Source organism: Saccharopolyspora elongata, from assembly GCF_004348985.1.
In the GTDB taxonomy this organism is placed as follows: Bacteria; Actinomycetota; Actinomycetes; order Mycobacteriales; family Pseudonocardiaceae; genus Saccharopolyspora; species Saccharopolyspora elongata.
The window spans coordinates 155114-171428 of record NZ_SMKW01000005.1; the positions used below are offsets into that span (position 1 = coordinate 155114).

Consider the following 16315-nt stretch of genomic DNA (forward strand, 5'->3'; position numbering starts at 1 on the left):
CACCGCTCTCAGCCGCGATTCTCGGCGGCCTCGGTCAGGACGCGGTTCGGGATCACGGCCTGGATCGCGTCGTGCATGTTCAGGCCCAAGTCGAGCCCGCCGAGCAGGTCCGGCAGCGCGGACCCGGGCACCCGGCGGAATCCCGGCCAGTCCGCGGGAACCCGGGCGGCCGAGGTGCAGGCCGGCACCAGCTGGCTGCCGTCGGACAGCTCCGCCGTGTAGAGCATCGGGTCGTCCGCGCTCGGCGCGTAGAGCAGCACCTCGCCGTCGAGCACCGCCGCGGGCAGCTCGGACTCCGGCAGCTGGCCGGCGGCGATCCGCACCAGCACGTGTTCCAGCTCGTTGGCCGGTTCCAGCTGGTTCGCCGTCATCTCGGACGGCTGGTACTTGTCGTTGAACTGGAAGTCTTCGTCGATCTCGCCGTCGGCGTCGATGCGGTAGGCGCCCACGATGCCCTCCGGCGGGACCTCCTCGCCGTCGGCGGCGTAGCCGGGATCGGCGATGTACAGCCAGCTGTTGGGGTTCTGCTTGGCGTGCTCCCGCATTTCGGCGCTGATCGGCGGGGCGGGACGGTCGGCGGGCTGGGACATCGGGAGCTCCGTAGGTCTGTTCGGGTCCCGGCGGGAGTGCCGGGGCTCGCCTCCGAGGGTGCCAGCCCCGGCGGAGTACTCGGTGGACGGTCGGAGATGCAGCCGTTCCGAGGTGCCGCCGCGACCGTTCCGGGCGCAGACTGACCTGGGAGGGCGAGGGGGAGGAGGCGGCGATGATCGGCCAGCGGGAAGCGTTGCGGATGTTCGGGTGCGAGGTCTTCGATCCGGAGGGCCAGCGGATCGGCATCGTCGGCCAGTTGTTCATCGACGACGACACCGAGCAGCCCGCTTGGATAACCGTCCAAACTGGACTTTTCGGGACGAACGAGAGCTTCGCGCCGCTGGAGGGCGCGGCCTTCGACGGCGACACGCTCACCGTTGCGGTCGACAAGGACGCGGTCCGGCGCGCGCCGCGGGTCAGCCTGCTGCAGGGCGATCTCCCGCTGGAGCAGGAGCGCGCGCTGTACCTCTACTACGGCATGACCTACGGCGTCGCCCCCGACGGCGCCGAGTCGATCGACGAGATTTCCGAGGTCGAACCCGAGTACGTCGAGGCCGTTCGCCTCCGCCTGCGACGCTGGGTAGCCGCTACGTAAACGCGCAAATCAGGCTTGAGGGAACAAATCGCCGCACCCGTCGGAAATCCCGGCGGGTGCGGTTTTACCTGCTCATTCCCGGTAGTCCGCCCAGAGCTGGGAATTCGTTCACCCCGTCGCCCGATTGTGTGGCGACAAATCGCCAACATCACCCGGACGAGTGTTTTCCCTGGTTACGTTCCGCCGTGAACCGCCTTTCGCTCGGCCCCACCCGAGCGAATGAACGTAGGAGGGGACACATGAGGAAGCTGCTTTACGGCACCGGGGCAGGGGTTGCCGCGGCGGCGCTCGTGTTCGCCGGTGCACCGGCAGGCGCGCAGCCGCAGATCGAGTTGGCGCCTCTGGCGCTGCACCCGCAGGCACAGGTGCAGGGCGCGGAGTCGGACGTCTACATCGTCAACCTCAAGGACGGCATCGCGGCGCAGGGCGTCGCCGAAGAGCTCGGCGTTCAGCCGCGCGTCGTCTACAACACCGCGATCAACGGGTTCTCGGCGAAGCTGAGCCCCGAGGCGCTCGAGGCCGTCCGCGCCAGCGGCAAGGTCGAGAACATCTCGCAGAGCTACCGCATCCAGGTCGAGCCGGCGAAGAAGCAAGCCGTCGGCTCGTGGGGCCTGGACCGGCTCGACCAGCCGGCGCTCCCGCTGGACGACAGCTACGCCCCCAAGGGCACCGGTGAGGGCGTCACCGCCTACATCATCGACACCGGCATCGACCCGTCGCACCCCGACTTCGGCGGGCGCGCCGAGATCGGCTTCGACGCCACCGGTGGCGACGGCTCCGACAAGCACGGCCACGGCACCCACGTCGCCGGCACCATCGGCAGCGACACCTACGGCGTCGCCAAGGGCACCAAGCTCGTCGGTGTCCGGGTGCTCGACGACCAGGGCAGCGGCACCACCGAGCAGGTCGTGTCCGGCATCGACTGGGTCGCGCAGAACCACTCCGGCCCGTCGGTGGCGAACATGTCGCTGGGCGGCCCGAAGGACCCGGCGCTGGACGAGGCCGCGACCAACCTGGTCAACAGCGGTGTCTTCCTCGCGGTGGCGGCCGGTAATGAAAGTCAGGACGCCGAGAACGTGTCCCCGGCCAGCGCGGAGGGTGTGTTCACCACCGCGGCCTCGGACAACGCCGACGGCTCCGCCTCGTTCACCAACTTCGGCGCCAGCGTCGAGGGCTACGCCCCCGGCGTGGACATCGTGTCGACCGTGCCCGGCGGTGGCACCGAGACGATGAGCGGCACCTCGATGGCCAGCCCGCACGTGGCCGGCGTCGGCGCGCTGTTCCTGCAGGCCAACCCGGACGCGAAGCCCGCGGACGTCATCACCGGGCTGCAGGGCCAGGCCTCGAAGGGCGTGATCCAGAGCGCCCCGGACGGCACCATCACCGACCTGCTGCAGATCGGCGACCTCTGATCCGGTAGCAGTGCGACACGCGGGCCCTTCCTGGATCGCCAGGAAGGGCCCGTCCGCGCTTGACGTCGAGCCGCACGGGGAGCTTTCCAGCCGAGTGGCCGCCTGGCGTCGATTGCTCCATTCGGGTGATCTTGGGATGCGGCCAAAAGGGGTCAATCGAAGGTCGATCCGCTGCATCCGGCGAAAGTCGGTTCCTGCGGTCGTTCCCGGTGGATACGTTGCCAACACGGGGGTGTTTCAGTGTCCGTCGCGGTGCCGATGCCTAATCGGTGCTGCTGGGGGCACATCGAGGAGGGGTGTGCCGTGTTACCCGGATACACCGAGGAGCTGACGCAGTCGCCGACTGCGGTGGACGAGCCGGCCAGGGACACCGCCACGACCGAGCCGCTGACCGAGCGGGCCGTGCGGGCGCAGGTCGCGTCGGTGACGCGAGCCGCCCGGGCCCAGTCGGGCAACGGCGGCGTGCTGCAGGTCGTGCACGGGGCCAAGCGAGTCGGCTGGGCCGCGTACGAGCTGCAGCGCAATGCGACGCAGCTGGTCCAGGGCGTGGCGAAGCCGCCGTACGTGACGACGGGTCCGCTGGACTCGCTGGAATCGCGCAAGCTCGCCGAGGGCGTCCAGTACCAAGTGCTCTACGACCGGTCCGCGCTGGCGCGCCCGCCGCAGCTGGACATCACCACCAAGCTGGTCGCGATGGGCGAGCAGGCGCGGGTGATCCACGTGGCGCCGACCAAGCTGATCATGGTGGACAACGAGATCGCGCTGCTGCCGCTGACGGTGAGCGAGACCTCGGTGGAGAGCGCCGTGGTGGTGCGCAGCTCGGCGATGCTGGCGGCGATCGCCAGGATCTTCGAAGACCTGTGGCGCTTCGCGGCGCCGTTCACCGCGGACCAGGACCTGTCGGGGCACGAGCTCCAGCCGACGGAGGAGGAGCGGTGGATCCTGTCGCTGCTCGCCTCCGGCGCCACGGACGACACGATCGGCAGGCTGATGGGCTTCAGCGCGCGCACGGCGCATCGCCGGGTGCGGGAGCTGATCTCGAGGCTGGGCGTGGAAACCCGCTTCCAGGCGGGCATGCAAGCGGTCAAGCTCGGCTGGCTCTGAGCCCGGGGTGATCCGCAGTTTCAATTGAAACTGCGGATCATCGGCGTGTCGCACCCCGACACGCCGACGCCTGTGGACAACTTCCGCAATTTCAATGGAAATCGGACCTTCGATTTCCATTGAAATTGCGTGTCCCCGGTCCCGAGGAGGCCCGTGCCCGGTGCCGGGAGTCCGGAGTCCGAGGCCCGGAGTCGGGTGCCTGGCGCCTGGAGTCCCGGGCCTGGAGTCGGGAGTCGGGGTGCGTGGGGTCCCGGGCCTGGAGTCGGGGGTTTGGGTATCGGGTGCGTTCGTAGGCTTTGGGCATGCCCAGTCGCCGTGCCGTTGATCCCGGGGAAATGCGCGATGCCGTGCTGGCCGTTCGGTCTTGGCTGGACGGCGTGGCGGCGCAGCCGGCGCGCGCCGAGCTCGCCGCCGCCGTCCGGTTGAGCCTGCGGACGTTGGAGCAGGTCGCGCCCGGCAACAGCGTCGAGGTCCGGGTGCCGCCGTTCGCGGCCGTGCAGTGCGTCACCGGCCCGCGGCACACCCGTGGCACGCCGCCGAACGTCGTCGAGACCGACCCGCGCACCTGGCTGCTGCTGGCGACCGGGCGGCTCGACTGGGCCGCCGCCCTGGAGCGCGGGGCGCTCACCGCCTCCGGTTCCCGCTCGGACGTCTCGCAGTGGCTTCCGCTGGTCCGGATCGACGAGCCGTGACCGAACCTGCACGTCGCGTCAACGGCCGGTCCGAGGATGAGATGGCGGACACGCATCGGGGCGGAGTTGGGCCGGTTGCCACCTGTTTACACTGAGGTGTAACTCCGGCTTCGTCCTTCAGGGAGTTCTCGGTGGTCACCGACCGGCCCGAACCGGCAAACGCAAGTACCCCAACGGACCTCTCCAGCCTCGAGCGCGACATCCCCCGCGAGGAATGCGGCGTCTTCGGCGTCTGGGCACCCGGCGAAGAAGTAGCCAAGCTCAGCTTCTACGGGATCTTCGCCCTCCAGCACCGCGGGCAGGAAGCCGCCGGCATCGCCGTCGGCGACGGCTCGCAGGTGCTCGTCTACAAGGATCTCGGCCTGGTCAGTCAGGTCTTCACCGAACAGACCCTGGCGTCGCTGCGCGGCCACGTCGCCGTCGGGCACGCCCGGTACTCGACGACCGGCGGCGGCAGCTGGGAGAACGCCCAGCCGACCTTCCGCACCACGGCCACCGGCAACGGTCTGGCCCTGGGGCACAACGGGAACCTGGTCAACACCGCCGAGCTGCTGGAACGGGTCGTCGCCGAGGGCGTCGACACCACGGCCAACACGTCCTCGCCGGCCAACGGCTGCGAGCGGGCCACCAGCGACTCCGACCTGGTGACCGGCCTGCTGGCCGCGCTCGCCGTGGACAAGGGTCTCGAACAGGCCGCGATGGAGCTGTTCCCGACGGTCCGCGGCGCGTTCTCGATGGTCTTCTGCGACGAGCAGACGCTCTACGCGGCGCGCGACCCGCAGGGCGTCCGCCCGCTGGTGCTCGGCCGGCTGGAACGCGGCTGGGTGGTGGCCAGCGAGACGGCCGCGCTGGACATCGTCGGCGCGTCGTTCGTCCGCGAGGTCGAGCCCGGCGAACTGCTCGCCATCGACGGGGACGGGCTGCGCTCCCAGCACTTCGCCAGCCCGAAGCCGAAGGGCTGCATCTTCGAGTACGTCTACCTGGCCCGCCCCGACACCACGATCTCCGGCCGCTCGGTGCACGGCACCCGCGTCGAGATCGGCCGCCGGCTGGCCAAGGAGCACCCGGTCGACGCCGACCTCGTGATCCCGGTGCCCGAGTCCGGCACGCCCGCCGCGATCGGCTACGCGCAGGCCTCCGGCATCCCCTACGGCAACGGCCTGGTGAAGAACTCCTACGTCGGCCGGACCTTCATCCAGCCGTCGCAGACCATCCGCCAGCTCGGCATCCGGCTCAAGCTGAACCCGCTGCGCGAGGTGATCCGCGGCAAGCGGCTGGTTGTGGTGGACGACTCGATCGTCCGCGGCAACACCCAGCGCGCCCTGGTCCGGATGCTCCGCGAGGCCGGCGCGATCGAGGTGCACGTCCGGATCGCTTCGCCGCCGGTGAAGTGGCCGTGCTTCTACGGCATCGACTTCGCCTCCCGCGCCGAACTAGTCGCCAACGGCCTGGACATGGACGGGGTGCGCCGCTCCATCGGCGCGGACAGCCTCGGCCACGTCTCGCTGGACGGGCTCGTCGCCGCCACCGAACAGCCCCGCACCCGGCTGTGCGCGGCCTGCTTCGACGGGGAATACCCGATCCCGCTGCCGGAGGACGCCCGGATCGGCAAGTACCTGCTGGAGGGCCTCAGCCAGGCCGAACGCGGTGTCGCAGGGCCGGCCGAACCGGTGCTGCCGAGCAGCTACGGCGCGGCCGACGCGCTGCAGCGGCCCTGAGAATCGCACCGTTCCCGCACCCGGGTTCGCCATCGGCGCGTAGCGTTGTCCGTGCTACACATGCGCGTCCGGCGAACCGAAACTCGCACCAAGATGTGGAGCCAGTCGTGTCCGAAGACCTGCTCGCAGGGTCTGCCCAGACCGGTAGTCCGAAAGCCACCTACGCCGCCGCGGGCGTGAGCATCGAGGCCGGTGACGAGGCGGTCGAGAAGATGCGCCCGTGGGCGAAGCGCGCGACCCGGCCGGAGGTGATCGGCTCGCTCGGCGGCTTCGCCGGGCTGTTCCAGCTCAAGCTCGACCGCTGGAAGGAGCCGGTGCTGGCCTCCTCCACGGACGGCGTGGGCACCAAGCTGGCCGTCGCGCAGGCCATGGACGTGCACGACACGGTCGGTATCGACCTGGTCGCGATGGTGGTGGACGACCTGGTGGTGTGCGGCGCCGAGCCGCTGTTCCTGCAGGACTACATCGCGGTCGGCAAGGTCGTGCCGGACCGCATCGCCGACCTCGTCAAGGGCATCTCGGAGGGCTGCGTGCAGGCCGGCTGCGCGCTGCTGGGCGGGGAGACCGCCGAGCACCCCGGCATGATGGCGCCCGGCGAGTACGACATCTCGGCCACCGGCGTCGGCGTGGTCGAGGCGGACGCGATGCTCGGCCCGGACAAGGTCCGCCCGGGCGACGTGGTGATCGCGATGGGCTCGTCGGGCCTGCACTCCAACGGCTTCTCGCTGGCCCGGCACGTGCTGCTGGACATCGCCCGGATGCCGCTGGAGGGCCACGTCGAGGAGTTCGGCCGGACCCTCGGCGAGGAGCTGCTGGAACCGACCCGGATCTACGCCAAGGACTGCATGGCGCTGGCGGCGGAGGCGGGCGTGCGGACGTTCGCGCACGTCACCGGCGGCGGGCTGGCGCAGAACCTGGCGCGGGTGATCCCGTCGGGCCTGACCGCGGTGCTGGACCGGGGCAGCTGGACGCCGGACCCGGTGTTCCGGCTGATCGCCCAGCGCGGCCGGGTCGAGGCCGACGAGATGGAACGCACCTTCAACATGGGCATCGGCATGGTCGCGGTGGTGACGGCCGAAGACGTGGACCGCGCCCTCGCGGTGCTCACGGCCCGCCACGTGCCAGCCTGGGTCCTCGGCGAGATCGCCAAGCAGCCCGCCGTCGAAGGCACCACCGAAGAAGACCGAGTGATCCTCCGCGGCAACCACCCGCGCTTCTGAGAAAGCCTGTTTCCAGGCTCGTCTTGCGCGGTGCAAGCTGCGTAGGTGAGCTAAGCGGCTACGCCGCTTCAAAGATCTAGCTGACGCCGGGCGCGGTTCGGGTTCTGTCCCGGGCCGCGCCCGAAACATGTGATCGCGGCCGGGAATCCTGATGGGGTTTCGGTCGTTGAACCGATTGCCGGCGTGCGCGTGTGCCCCCGGGCTCCAACTATCGCCTGCTGGGAATACCGTTCGGCTGGAGCCCAGCAGTGTCACCCGCCGAGAGGCGGCCCGCGCGCGTCGGCTTCGTCTTGCCCGCCGGACTTCCGCGCGCGCGTTCGCCTTCTCGCTCAGGCCTTTTCGGACGGCAGCACACAGACGTGAGTGGCGTCGCCGGTGAACCCGGCAACGCCACTCGCGGTGCTCCTCCTATGTGGGACTTGCGAACTCGTCAACCCCACCCGCTCCTTGACATCGGGTCAGACGAACGACTCCGACATACCTCGCCATCGAGCGAACAGCGTTCAACCGCTGTCCCCGTGGAGAAGTGCTTCAACGTCGGTCGTAGTCGTAGTCGTCGTACCCATCGTCGCGCGAGTCATCGCGGTCCTCACGGGACCACTCGCCGGACTCCGAGACGGACAGCTCGCGCTGCAACGCCTCTATGTCCATGGACGGGGAACTGTACTTCAGCTCGCGGGCCACCTTCGTCTGCTTGGCCTTAGCCCGGCCGCGCCCCATGGCTCGACCCCCTCGCACAGGGTTGCGGGGCGGACAGGGGAATGTCGGCCCCGCATGATCTCGACAACTTTTCCTGTAACTACCGTACCGTGTCGAGGCGGTTCAACGCGACGTGGTGCCATGACTGAGTGCCCGTGTCTTGGGTGACGTCCAACTCTCCCCCTCCGAGGGCCCTTCCCGCACCTGTTTTCGCTGCCCGGAGAGCCAGCCGCAGGCGGTCCCGGGACGCATGACACGATGCTGGCTGTGCCAGAGCCGTTCGTCGCCTACCTGAGGGTGTACGAGCCCCTGTCGGCCTTCGACTCGCCGCTGCGCGAGGAGCTCGAGGCGGCCGTGGAGCAGGGGCCGGTCGACCCGTTCGACGCCGGAGTGCGGGAGCAGGATGTCTGGCTGCGCAGCCAGCTCGCCTCGCCGCCCCGGCTGCTGCCCGGCGAAACCGCCGACGGCGCGGTCGCGGGCGTCGGCGACGTGCTGGTGCTCGATCCGGCGGACGTGCCGAGCGCGCCGTCGGCCACGGTGGGGCCGGGCCCGCTGGTCTGCCCGCTGGACCTGCGCGGGCGGTCCGCCGCGGCGCTGGTCGGCTTCCTGGGCGATGCGGAGGTCCCGCTGCGGACCGCGGCGCTGCAGGTGCCCGCGGAGAAGGCCAAGGTGCGCGCCACCGCGGTGGTCAGCGAGCTCGCGGGCGGCGGGGTGCACGTGCTGTCGTCCACCTGGACCGTCCCGCTGCCGTGGTTCGTGCTGATCGATCCGGCGGAGCGCTGCGTGTTCACCGAGCCGGGCCGGCGCCGGGTGTGCTGGCGGGCGGCGATGGCCGACGCGCGGCGCCGGGTCGCCCGGGCGCACTCGATCGGCCGGAAGTCCATCGGCGAGGAAGGGCCGACGCGGATCCTGCGGGAGACCGGCCGCTGGCTGGAGCGCTTCCACCCGCACTCGGCGGTGGAGCTGGACTACGGCGGCCTGGTGCAGCTGATGACGTCCAGCGACCTGGACGCGGACACGTCGGCGGAGGACGTGCACGCGATCGTCGACGCGATGGAAGCCGACGACGCCGAAGACGTCGCGACCCACTACGAGACCCTGCGGGACTTCTGGGCGGAATTCGCGGCCCGCGAACGCCACAACTGACGACGAACGCACCACGCGCCTCCCTCGCGGCGGCGCTAGCGGGTCCGTGAGCGTTTCGGGGCGCTACAGCAAGCCAAAACGCTCACGGACGAAGGTCAGGGGCGGCAGGTGATCTCGCCGTTCAGGACGGCGAACCAGCCGTCTTCGGCGGCGATCCAGGCGTGCCAGGCCGCCGCCAGTTCCTCCAGCTCCTCGCGCGTCGTCAGGCCGTGGGTGAGGGCCTGTTCGGCGAAGGACGACCGGCGGATGCGGTCCGCCCACAGGTTGCCCCACCAGGAGCGCTCTTCGGGCGCTGCGAAGCACCACGCCGAAGCCGTGCATGTGATGTCCTCGAAGCCCGCCTCCAGCGCCCAAGCCTTGAGGTACCGGCCGCCGTCGGGGAAGGCCTGGTTGCTCTGCGCCACCTGCCGGTACAGCTCCAGCCAGCGGTCCAGGCCCGGGTTGTCCGGCGACCAGCGCATGCCGCCGTAGTCCGCGTCGCGGGCCGCCACGACGCCGCCCGGCTTGCACACGCGCCGCATTTCCCGAAGGGCGGCGGGCGGATCGGTCAGGTGCTGCAGCACCTGGTGGGCGTGCACGACGTCGAAGGAGTCGTCGGCGTAGGGCAGGCGGTAGACGTCGGCGTTGGCGAAGGCGATGTTGTCCAGGCCGCGTTCGGCGGCTCCGGCGCGGGCGATCTCCAGCGGCTCGTCGACGTTGTCGATGCCCAGCACCTCGCCGGGGCCGACCAGGGCGGCGAAGTCCAGCGTGATGGTGCCCGGCCCGCAGCCGATGTCGAGCACGCGGGTGCCCGGCCGCAGGTGCGGGATCAGGTAGGCGGCGGAGTTCTCGGCGGTCCGCCAGCGGTGCGACCGCAGCACGCTCTCGTGGTGTCCGTGGGTGTAGGTGTCCGGCTGCGCACTCATGACATCCATCTCAACATATGGGAGATCAGTACCAATATGTGAGCGTACTCCAGGGAAATCCCAGTTGGGAAGAAAAAAACTCGTGAGCGTTCGATCCGGTAAGAACCGGATCGAACGCTCACGAGCTGCGTTCCGAGCGTCTACTTAGGACGCCGTTCGGCGGTCAGGGCCGGTCGCGTTCCTCCGCGAGCCGGTCGTCCACGGATGCCGCGCCCTCGCGGTAGCGGCGGGCGATCTCCGCGTTCAACCGGTCCACCACGCCCTGCACCTCCCGGCGGCGCTGGGACACCGAGTCCTCCTCCGCGGTGTAGGCGCCGAGGGCCTGGTCGAGCTTGGCCTCCGACAGCGACATCACGTCCGAGAGGTCGACATCGGAGATCAGCGCCTCGACGTGCCTGCGGTGCGCCTCGGCCCGCGACGGCTCGGTCGTCTGGTAGCGGCCGGAACCGGCCGCCGGCCCGACGGCGTTGTCCGACAGGATGTTCACCAGCTGCTCGACGACCGAGGCGGATCCGCCCTCGCGGCGCCGCCGCTGCTCGGCGCGCACGATGTCGATCCGCGCATGCAGAACCCGGCGCAGGTAGGAGAGATCCGTTTCCTCCTGCGCCGCCTCGTCCCGCAACGCGCGCACCTCGCCGAGCGTGCGCTGTTCGATTTCGCTGGTGTAGTCCGGGGCCAGGACCCTGTCGATTCGGCGCCGTCCACCCGGGCGGACTTCGATCACGTGGCCATCCTCCGGCAATTCTGTGCAGTTCGCCAACAGTTCGGGTGATGTTGTTGCAACAACGGTGCTCCCCCGCCGCGTTGGATCACGCGAGGGGTGGCGCCTCCAGGCATACCCGCCTCGTCAACTACCGGCCGCGCAGCCCCTGGGCCGCGATCCGTCCCGGCGGCTCGCCGGTGTCCGGCGGCACCGAGTCCGGATCCACCGCGGCCGCCACCGCGCGATCCTGTTCCGGATCGCCGGCGACCAGCTCGCCGTCCACCGGCGCCGACCGCTTGAGCAGCGCCAGCGCCACCGGCCCGAGCTCGTGGTGCTGCACCACGCTGCCCACCCGGCCGACCTTGCGCTCGCCGAGCCACACCGGATCACCGGTCTCCGGCAGGATCTCCGCCGAGCCGTCCAGGTGCAGCAGCACCATCCGCCGCGGCGGCTTGCCGACGTTGTGCACCTTGGCGACGGTTTCCTGACCGCGGTAGCAACCCTTGGCCACGTGCGCCGCCACGTGCACCCAGCCGAGCTCGTGCGGGATCGCGCGCTCGTCGGTGTCCAGCCCGACCCGCGGCCGCAGCGCCTCCACCCGCAGGGCCTCGAAGGCGAGCGTGCCGGAGGGCCGGATGCCGGCGTCGGTCAGCTTCGTCCACCACTCCACCAGCGATGCGCGCGGCACCACGAGGTCGATGGTGGGCAGCGCGCGGAACGGCACGTACCGGCTGAAACCGCCGCCGGGCAGGGGTTTCACCTCGTACGGCTTCGACGGCACCGGCGCGAACTGGGCGAGGATGCCGCCCGCGTCCGGGCCGACGGCGGTCAGCACCGCGAACTCCTCGGTGGCGTCCCGAGGCTCCACTTTGGACCAGAAGCGCATGGCGTCGAGGTACTCCAGCAGCGACTGCCTGCCGTCCACGCCCATCGTCGGTAACGCGCTGGTGGCCTGGGCCCCCGCATCGGCGTCCAGGTAGACGACCTCGTCGAGGTGCGCGACGAGCACGTGGCAGTCGACACGGCCCTGGCTGTCCAGCACCAGCGCCTCGGTGCCCTGCCCGTCCGGCAGTTCCGTCAGGTGCTGCGAGAGCACCAGGTGCAGCCAGCTCAGCCGTTCCTCGCCGGGCACCGCGATGACCTGCCGGTGCGAGCGGTCCACCAGCACCGCGGAGCGGGTCGCCGACCGCTGCTCGGCGAACGGGTCGCCGAAGTGCCAGGGCACACCGGCGTCCACCGCATCGTCCGGCGCGGGCACCGCACCCGGCAGGTCCAACAGGGGTGAGCTCATCTGCGCTCCTCGGCGGCGTCGGCGTTGCGGCAGTTCCGGCATGTGCCGGACAGGGCCAGGTGGGTGGCGTCCAGGGCGAACCCGAACCGCGCGAGCAGGTCGCGGCACAGGTCGTCCAGCAGCTCCGTCGAGACCTCGTCGATGGTCCCGCAGCGGTGGCACGCCAGGTGGACGTGCTCGTGCTCCTCGACGGAGTAGGTCGGCGCGCCGTGCCCCAGGTGCGTGTGCCGCACCAGGCCCAGCTCCTCGAGCAGGTCCAGGGCGCGGTAGATCGTCGTGATGTTGACCGTCGATGCGGTGCCCTGCACGCGCCGGCAGACCTGCTCCGGCGTCGCGTGCCCGAGCTCGCGCACCGCGTCCAGCACCAGCTGGCGCTGCGGTGTCATCCGCATGCCGCGTTGGTGCAAGGTGCTGCGCAGCGATCCCTGGTCGCTCAATGCCCGCTCCTGTGCTCGGCGCGCTTGTAGTTCCTTCGATCGTAACTCCGTGCCGGAATGCTCGGATCGGCTCGTTGAGCGGGGCGGGTGATGTTGCCGGCCGCGTGGCGCGGGGCGGCCGTTGTCGTCGGCATGGAGGTTCTAGGCTTCCGGCATGCGCGTACTGGCACTTTTGGACGGGACCCTCGTTGATCCGGAGGCGCCGCTGTTCCGCGCCGACGACCTCGGCGTGATGCGCGGCGACGGCATCTTCGAGACGATCCTGGTCGCGGACCGGAAGCCGAGGGAACTCGGGCCACACCTCGACCGGCTGGAGCGCTCCGCCGGCCTGATGCAGATGCGGCTGCCCGAGCGCGCCGCGTGGGAGCGCGTCGTGCAGGCGGTCATCGACAACTGGCCGTGGGACACCGACCCGCAGATGGCGCTGAAGCTCGTGTGCACCCGCGGCGTCGACGGCGGCGACGGCACACCCAACGGCTTCGCGATGGGCATGCAGATCGGCCCCGACACGCTGCGCAAGCGCGCCGAGGGCGTCGCGGCGGTGACGCTGGAGCGGGGCTACGCGCCGGACCTGATGGACCGCGCGCCCTGGCTGCTGCTGTCCGCGAAGACCCTGTCGTACGCGGTGAACATGGCCGCGATGCGGGAGGCCGAGTCGCGCGGCGCGGACGAGGTGATCTTCACCGCCACCGACGGTTCGGTGCTGGAGGGGCCGACCTCGACGGTCGTGCTCGCACAGGGCCGCACGCTGCTGACCACGCCGCCCAGCTCGGGCATCCTCAAGGGAACCACCCAGGGCGCGCTGTTCCGCGCCGCGGAGAAGGCGGGCTGGAAGACCGAGGTGGCGAAGTTCCCGGCCTCGGCGCTGTTCGAAAGCGACGGCGTGTGGCTGGCGTCGAGCGTCCGGCTGGTGACCCAGGTGCACACCATCGACGGCACCGCGGTCAAGACCGATGCCGACCTGCACGCCGAGATCAACCGCCTCTACGAGTCCAACTACTGATCACCGGCACCGGTGGCCGACCGGCCGCAATTTCCATGGAAATCAGACCTTCGATTTCAATGGAAATTGCGGCTGGAGGGCGTGTCGGTCCGCGACACGCCGAAGGTTGTGGATGACTCCCGCAAGTTCCATTGAAATTGGACCTTCGATTTCAATGGAACTTGCGGTCCAACTAGGTCAGCCCATGGTCTTCTGGCCGTCGATGGTCTCGCGGATGATGTCGGCGTGGCCCGCGTGCTGGGCGGTCTCCGCCGCGATGTGCAGGAGCGCCCGGCGCACCGTCCAGCGCTGGCCCTTCTCCTCCTGCCAGGGGGCGTCCGGCAGCTGGTGGGAGAGGTCCAGGTCCGGCAGGGTCGCGACGATCTCGTCGGTCCGCTCCGCCACCTCCGCGTACTCCGCCAGCAGCGATTCCAGCGTTTCCTCGTCGGTCGGGTGGAAGGTCGCCGCCTGCTCGGCGAACGCCGCCTCGTCGTAGGCGTCGAACTTGCGGCCGTTGCGGATGAAGTCGGCCCAGCTCCGCTCGACCTCGGTCACGTGCTTGATCAGCCCGCCGAGGCACAACTCGCTCTTGGTCGGCCGCAGGCGGGCCTGTTCGTCGGTGAGGTTCTGCACCGTGTGCCGCAGGAAGCCGCGGTGCGCCCGCAGGAGTTCCAGGATGTCGGCGCGCTCGCCGGTGAGGGTGCTGGTCATGCTCTGCCTGCCTCGGGTTCGTCGGTCAGCTGACCAGAACGTAGCCCGGGGGTCTGACAAGGAACGGCCGAGCGGGAGCGTCAGCCGACGATGCGGTCGAGCTTCGCCGACAGGCGCGGCTGCAGCTCGTGCTCCGAGGTGGCCCGCTCCTCGACGTAGGCCAGCGAGCCTTCGACGACGCCGTAGAGCCGGGTGGCCGCCGTGACGTCTTCGCTGGTCGGAGTGCGCAGGACCGCGTCGGTGCCGAAGTGCCAGGTGGTCTGGCCCTGCGGCTTGCCGAAGAACATCTCGGCGACGCCGGTCTCGTGCAGGATCATCAGCTCGATGGTGTCGTCCGCCTGGGGGCGCAAGAAGCCCACCTCGCGGAACGCGGGCGCGACGACCTTGCCGCCCTCGCCGTCGAGCCGCCACGCGCGGCTCTCGTAGGTCAGGAACGGGCGGCCGTCGTGCGCGATGGTCACCTGCTGGACGAACCAGTACGACTCGTCGAGCGACGGGTGTGACGCCTCGCCCTCGCCGCGCCACACGCCGACCAGCGGCAGCAGTGCGAGGCAGGCGTCGTTCAGCGACGGACCCATCCGCAGGTTGGCGGTGTCGCCGACGCCGGGCAGGTCGTCGTACTCCGGGACGTTGCGGTCCCGGGTCAGCTTGGCGCGCTCCTCGGCCGCGGCGACCGCGGCGTCGCCGCTGCCGCGCTGTGGTTCGTTCGGCGTAGCAGTCATCGCGTCGAGATTACCGGGAGCCCCGGATCAGTCGCTGTGCAGGCGGTACACCACGTAGCAGGCGAACCAGATGGTGGCCAGCGCGGCGAGCCCGACGAGGGTGACGAGACCGTAGTGCAGGAAGTCGATAAGTTCCACGCGCAAAGGATAACCACCGCGGCGCCCGTCCGGAGTGTGGCGTCGGGCATGATCTGCGGGCGGATACCGCGCCGAACTGCGACGGGCCGACAGCAGGGACGGGGATCACATGGACTTCGAGACGTTGCGCGAGCGGGCGCTGGCCTTCCGCGAGGATCTGCTGGCGCGCAAGGACAAGATCGCGCCCGCCGACTTCGGCTGGTACCCGTACGACACGATGGCGAACATCTTCCACCTGGACGTGCTGCTGACCGGCGAGCAGCGCTCGGTGTTCGACCGGATCGCGGGCACCCGCATCGCGGACATCGGCGCGGCCGACGGCGACTTCGGCTTCTTCCTGGAGGCCGAGCTGGGCTGCCAGGTGGACGTGATCGACAACGCGCCGACGAACTTCAACGGGCTGCGCGGCGCCCGCCGGCTCGTCGAGGAGCTGGACTCCGGCGTGCAGGTACACGAGATCGACCTGGACGCGCAGTTCCGGCTGCCCGCCGAGCACTACGGCGCGGTGTTCTTCCTCGGCCTGCTCTACCACCTGAAGAACCCGTACTTCGTGCTGGAGGAGCTGGCCAAGCGCGCCGACCTGTGCTTCGTGTCGACCCGGGTCGCGCAGGTCGCGCCGGACGGCACCCGGATCCAGCAGCTGCCGGTGGCGTACCTGCTGGACCCGGCCGAGGCCAACAACGACGCGACGAACTTCTGGATCTTCAGCGAGACGGGCCTGCGCCGGCTGTTCGACCGCACCGGCTGGGAGGTCGTGGACTTCACGACGGTCGGCTGCCAGGAGGACTCCGACCCGCGTTCCCAGGACCGCGACGAACGGGCCTTCGCCCTCCTCCGGTCCAAGTCCGCCCGCTGACCACAGTGGACGAAGGGCGCCCCGCACCGAACCGGTGCGGGGCGCCCTTCGCGTTGGGAAGAACTCAGGCGACGGCGATGTCCACCGCGTGCACGCCCGGTCCGCTGGTGGTGACCGCGGCCTGGCCGTTGCCCTCGCGGTGGAGGGCCCGGACCGTCCAGTCGCCCGGGGCGGCGTAGAAGGTGAAGTCACCCTCCGGGGAGGAGACGACCTCCGCCGTGAACTCGCCCGAGGAGTCCAGCAGGCGGACGAAAGCCCCGCCGACCGGCGCGCTACCGGCCCGCACCTTGCCCGTCACGATGACCTGGTCGGTGTCCTCGGCGACCGCCGTGCCCGACTGCTGCGGCGCTCCGCATCCGCTCATGCTCAACTCTCCTCACCTGGAAAACGAGA

Annotated in this window: 18 protein-coding genes; 9 read left to right on the forward strand and 9 right to left on the reverse strand. The window is 70.3% G+C overall.

Annotation, left to right across the window (positions count from 1 at the left end; all coding sequences use genetic code 11):
- Window positions 1-8 precede the first annotated feature (8 nt).
- Window positions 9-590: a type VII secretion system-associated protein gene (locus E1288_RS06340; RefSeq protein ID WP_132482165.1), complete on the reverse strand. Its 582-nt coding sequence runs from the start codon at window positions 588-590 to the stop codon at window positions 9-11.
- Between the two features lie 173 nt (window positions 591-763).
- Between E1288_RS06340 and E1288_RS06345 the strand changes: the two genes are divergently transcribed.
- The 6 genes from E1288_RS06345 (at window position 764) to purM (ending at window position 7332) form a co-directional block, all read left to right on the forward strand.
- Window positions 764-1186: a PRC-barrel domain-containing protein gene (locus tag E1288_RS06345; protein WP_132482167.1), complete on the forward strand. Its 423-nt coding sequence runs from the start codon at window positions 764-766 to the stop codon at window positions 1184-1186.
- Window positions 1187-1425: 239 nt separating this feature from the next.
- Window positions 1426-2598 (forward strand): S8 family peptidase, encoded by a 1173-nt coding sequence (locus tag E1288_RS06350; protein ID WP_132482169.1) that lies wholly within the window; start codon window positions 1426-1428, stop codon window positions 2596-2598.
- 303 nt (window positions 2599-2901) lie between these two features.
- Entirely contained in the window at window positions 2902-3702 is an 801-nt protein-coding gene (locus E1288_RS06355; protein WP_132482171.1) for a helix-turn-helix domain-containing protein, read from the forward strand.
- A 302-nt stretch (window positions 3703-4004) separates the two neighbouring features.
- On the forward strand, window positions 4005-4394 hold the full coding sequence (locus E1288_RS06360; protein ID WP_132482173.1) for a sterol carrier family protein: 390 nt from the start codon (window positions 4005-4007) through the stop codon (window positions 4392-4394).
- 131 nt (window positions 4395-4525) lie between these two features.
- Complete coding sequence (gene purF, locus E1288_RS06365) at window positions 4526-6112, forward strand: amidophosphoribosyltransferase (RefSeq protein ID WP_408013030.1); 1587 nt, start codon at window positions 4526-4528, stop codon at window positions 6110-6112.
- A 107-nt stretch (window positions 6113-6219) separates the two neighbouring features.
- Window positions 6220-7332, forward strand: coding sequence for a phosphoribosylformylglycinamidine cyclo-ligase (purM, locus tag E1288_RS06370; protein ID WP_132482175.1), 1113 nt, complete (start codon window positions 6220-6222; stop codon window positions 7330-7332).
- Between the two features lie 531 nt (window positions 7333-7863).
- Here the strand turns inward: purM and E1288_RS06375 are convergent.
- Window positions 7864-8052, reverse strand: coding sequence for a DUF3073 domain-containing protein (locus tag E1288_RS06375; protein ID WP_093264158.1), 189 nt, complete (start codon window positions 8050-8052; stop codon window positions 7864-7866).
- A 237-nt stretch (window positions 8053-8289) separates the two neighbouring features.
- On the opposite strand from E1288_RS06375, the gene E1288_RS06380 reads away from it, so the two are divergent.
- On the forward strand, window positions 8290-9177 hold the full coding sequence (locus E1288_RS06380; protein WP_408013032.1) for a hypothetical protein: 888 nt from the start codon (window positions 8290-8292) through the stop codon (window positions 9175-9177).
- Between the two features lie 95 nt (window positions 9178-9272).
- Here E1288_RS06380 and E1288_RS06385 read toward each other — a convergent pair whose 3' ends face one another.
- The 4 genes from E1288_RS06385 to E1288_RS06400 all read right to left on the reverse strand — a co-directional run bounded on the left by E1288_RS06385 (window position 9273) and on the right by E1288_RS06400 (window position 12513).
- Window positions 9273-10082, reverse strand: coding sequence for a methyltransferase domain-containing protein (locus tag E1288_RS06385; RefSeq protein ID WP_132482179.1), 810 nt, complete (start codon window positions 10080-10082; stop codon window positions 9273-9275).
- A gap of 163 nt (window positions 10083-10245) precedes the next feature.
- Complete coding sequence (locus E1288_RS06390; protein ID WP_132482181.1) at window positions 10246-10806, reverse strand: RsiG family protein; 561 nt, start codon at window positions 10804-10806, stop codon at window positions 10246-10248.
- Window positions 10807-10933: 127 nt separating this feature from the next.
- Window positions 10934-12076, reverse strand: coding sequence for a CAF17-like 4Fe-4S cluster assembly/insertion protein YgfZ (ygfZ, locus tag E1288_RS06395; RefSeq protein ID WP_165968005.1), 1143 nt, complete (start codon window positions 12074-12076; stop codon window positions 10934-10936).
- Window positions 12073-12513 carry a Fur family transcriptional regulator gene (locus E1288_RS06400; protein WP_132482183.1) on the reverse strand — a complete coding sequence of 147 codons (441 nt, stop codon included), beginning with the start codon at window positions 12511-12513 and terminating at the stop codon, window positions 12073-12075. Before E1288_RS06400 ends, ygfZ begins: the two co-directional genes overlap by 4 nt.
- Before the next feature lie 154 nt (window positions 12514-12667).
- Between E1288_RS06400 and E1288_RS06405 the strand changes: the two genes are divergently transcribed.
- Window positions 12668-13516: an aminodeoxychorismate lyase gene (locus E1288_RS06405; RefSeq protein WP_132482185.1), complete on the forward strand. Its 849-nt coding sequence runs from the start codon at window positions 12668-12670 to the stop codon at window positions 13514-13516.
- A 177-nt stretch (window positions 13517-13693) separates the two neighbouring features.
- Here E1288_RS06405 and E1288_RS06410 read toward each other — a convergent pair whose 3' ends face one another.
- Both E1288_RS06410 and E1288_RS06415 read right to left on the reverse strand, forming a co-directional pair.
- Window positions 13694-14206: a DinB family protein gene (locus E1288_RS06410; protein ID WP_132482187.1), complete on the reverse strand. Its 513-nt coding sequence runs from the start codon at window positions 14204-14206 to the stop codon at window positions 13694-13696.
- A gap of 80 nt (window positions 14207-14286) precedes the next feature.
- Window positions 14287-14928, reverse strand: coding sequence for an FABP family protein (locus tag E1288_RS06415; RefSeq protein WP_132482189.1), 642 nt, complete (start codon window positions 14926-14928; stop codon window positions 14287-14289).
- A gap of 247 nt (window positions 14929-15175) precedes the next feature.
- Here E1288_RS06415 and E1288_RS06420 point away from each other — a divergent pair, with 247 nt between their 5' ends.
- Window positions 15176-15922, forward strand: a complete 747-nt coding sequence (locus tag E1288_RS06420) for a class I SAM-dependent methyltransferase (RefSeq protein WP_132482191.1) — start codon at window positions 15176-15178, stop codon at window positions 15920-15922.
- A gap of 64 nt (window positions 15923-15986) precedes the next feature.
- Here the strand turns inward: E1288_RS06420 and E1288_RS06425 are convergent, their stop codons facing one another.
- On the reverse strand, window positions 15987-16286 hold the full coding sequence (locus E1288_RS06425) for a DUF1416 domain-containing protein (protein ID WP_132482193.1): 300 nt from the start codon (window positions 16284-16286) through the stop codon (window positions 15987-15989).
- Window positions 16287-16315 lie beyond the last annotated feature (29 nt).

Bases quoted from the DNA above. Each gene is read 5' to 3' on its own strand.
- E1288_RS06340 (WP_132482165.1), bottom strand. From the start codon at position 590: ATGTCCCAGCCCGCCGACCGTCCCGCCCCGCCGATCAGCGCCGAAATG.
- E1288_RS06345 (WP_132482167.1), top strand. From the start codon at position 764: ATGATCGGCCAGCGGGAAGCGTTGCGGATGTTCGGGTGCGAGGTCTTC.
- E1288_RS06350 (WP_132482169.1), top strand. From the start codon at position 1,426: ATGAGGAAGCTGCTTTACGGCACCGGGGCAGGGGTTGCCGCGGCGGCG.
- E1288_RS06360 (WP_132482173.1), top strand. From the start codon at position 4,005: ATGCCCAGTCGCCGTGCCGTTGATCCCGGGGAAATGCGCGATGCCGTG.
- E1288_RS06375 (WP_093264158.1), bottom strand. From the start codon at position 8,052: ATGGGGCGCGGCCGGGCTAAGGCCAAGCAGACGAAGGTGGCCCGCGAG.
- E1288_RS06380 (WP_408013032.1), top strand. From the start codon at position 8,290: ATGCTGGCTGTGCCAGAGCCGTTCGTCGCCTACCTGAGGGTGTACGAG.
- E1288_RS06385 (WP_132482179.1), bottom strand. From the start codon at position 10,082: ATGAGTGCGCAGCCGGACACCTACACCCACGGACACCACGAGAGCGTG.
- ygfZ (WP_165968005.1), bottom strand. From the start codon at position 12,076: ATGAGCTCACCCCTGTTGGACCTGCCGGGTGCGGTGCCCGCGCCGGAC.
- E1288_RS06405 (WP_132482185.1), top strand. From the start codon at position 12,668: ATGCGCGTACTGGCACTTTTGGACGGGACCCTCGTTGATCCGGAGGCG.
- E1288_RS06410 (WP_132482187.1), bottom strand. From the start codon at position 14,206: ATGACCAGCACCCTCACCGGCGAGCGCGCCGACATCCTGGAACTCCTG.
- E1288_RS06415 (WP_132482189.1), bottom strand. From the start codon at position 14,928: ATGACTGCTACGCCGAACGAACCACAGCGCGGCAGCGGCGACGCCGCG.
- E1288_RS06420 (WP_132482191.1), top strand. From the start codon at position 15,176: ATGGACTTCGAGACGTTGCGCGAGCGGGCGCTGGCCTTCCGCGAGGAT.
- E1288_RS06425 (WP_132482193.1), bottom strand. From the start codon at position 16,286: ATGAGCGGATGCGGAGCGCCGCAGCAGTCGGGCACGGCGGTCGCCGAG.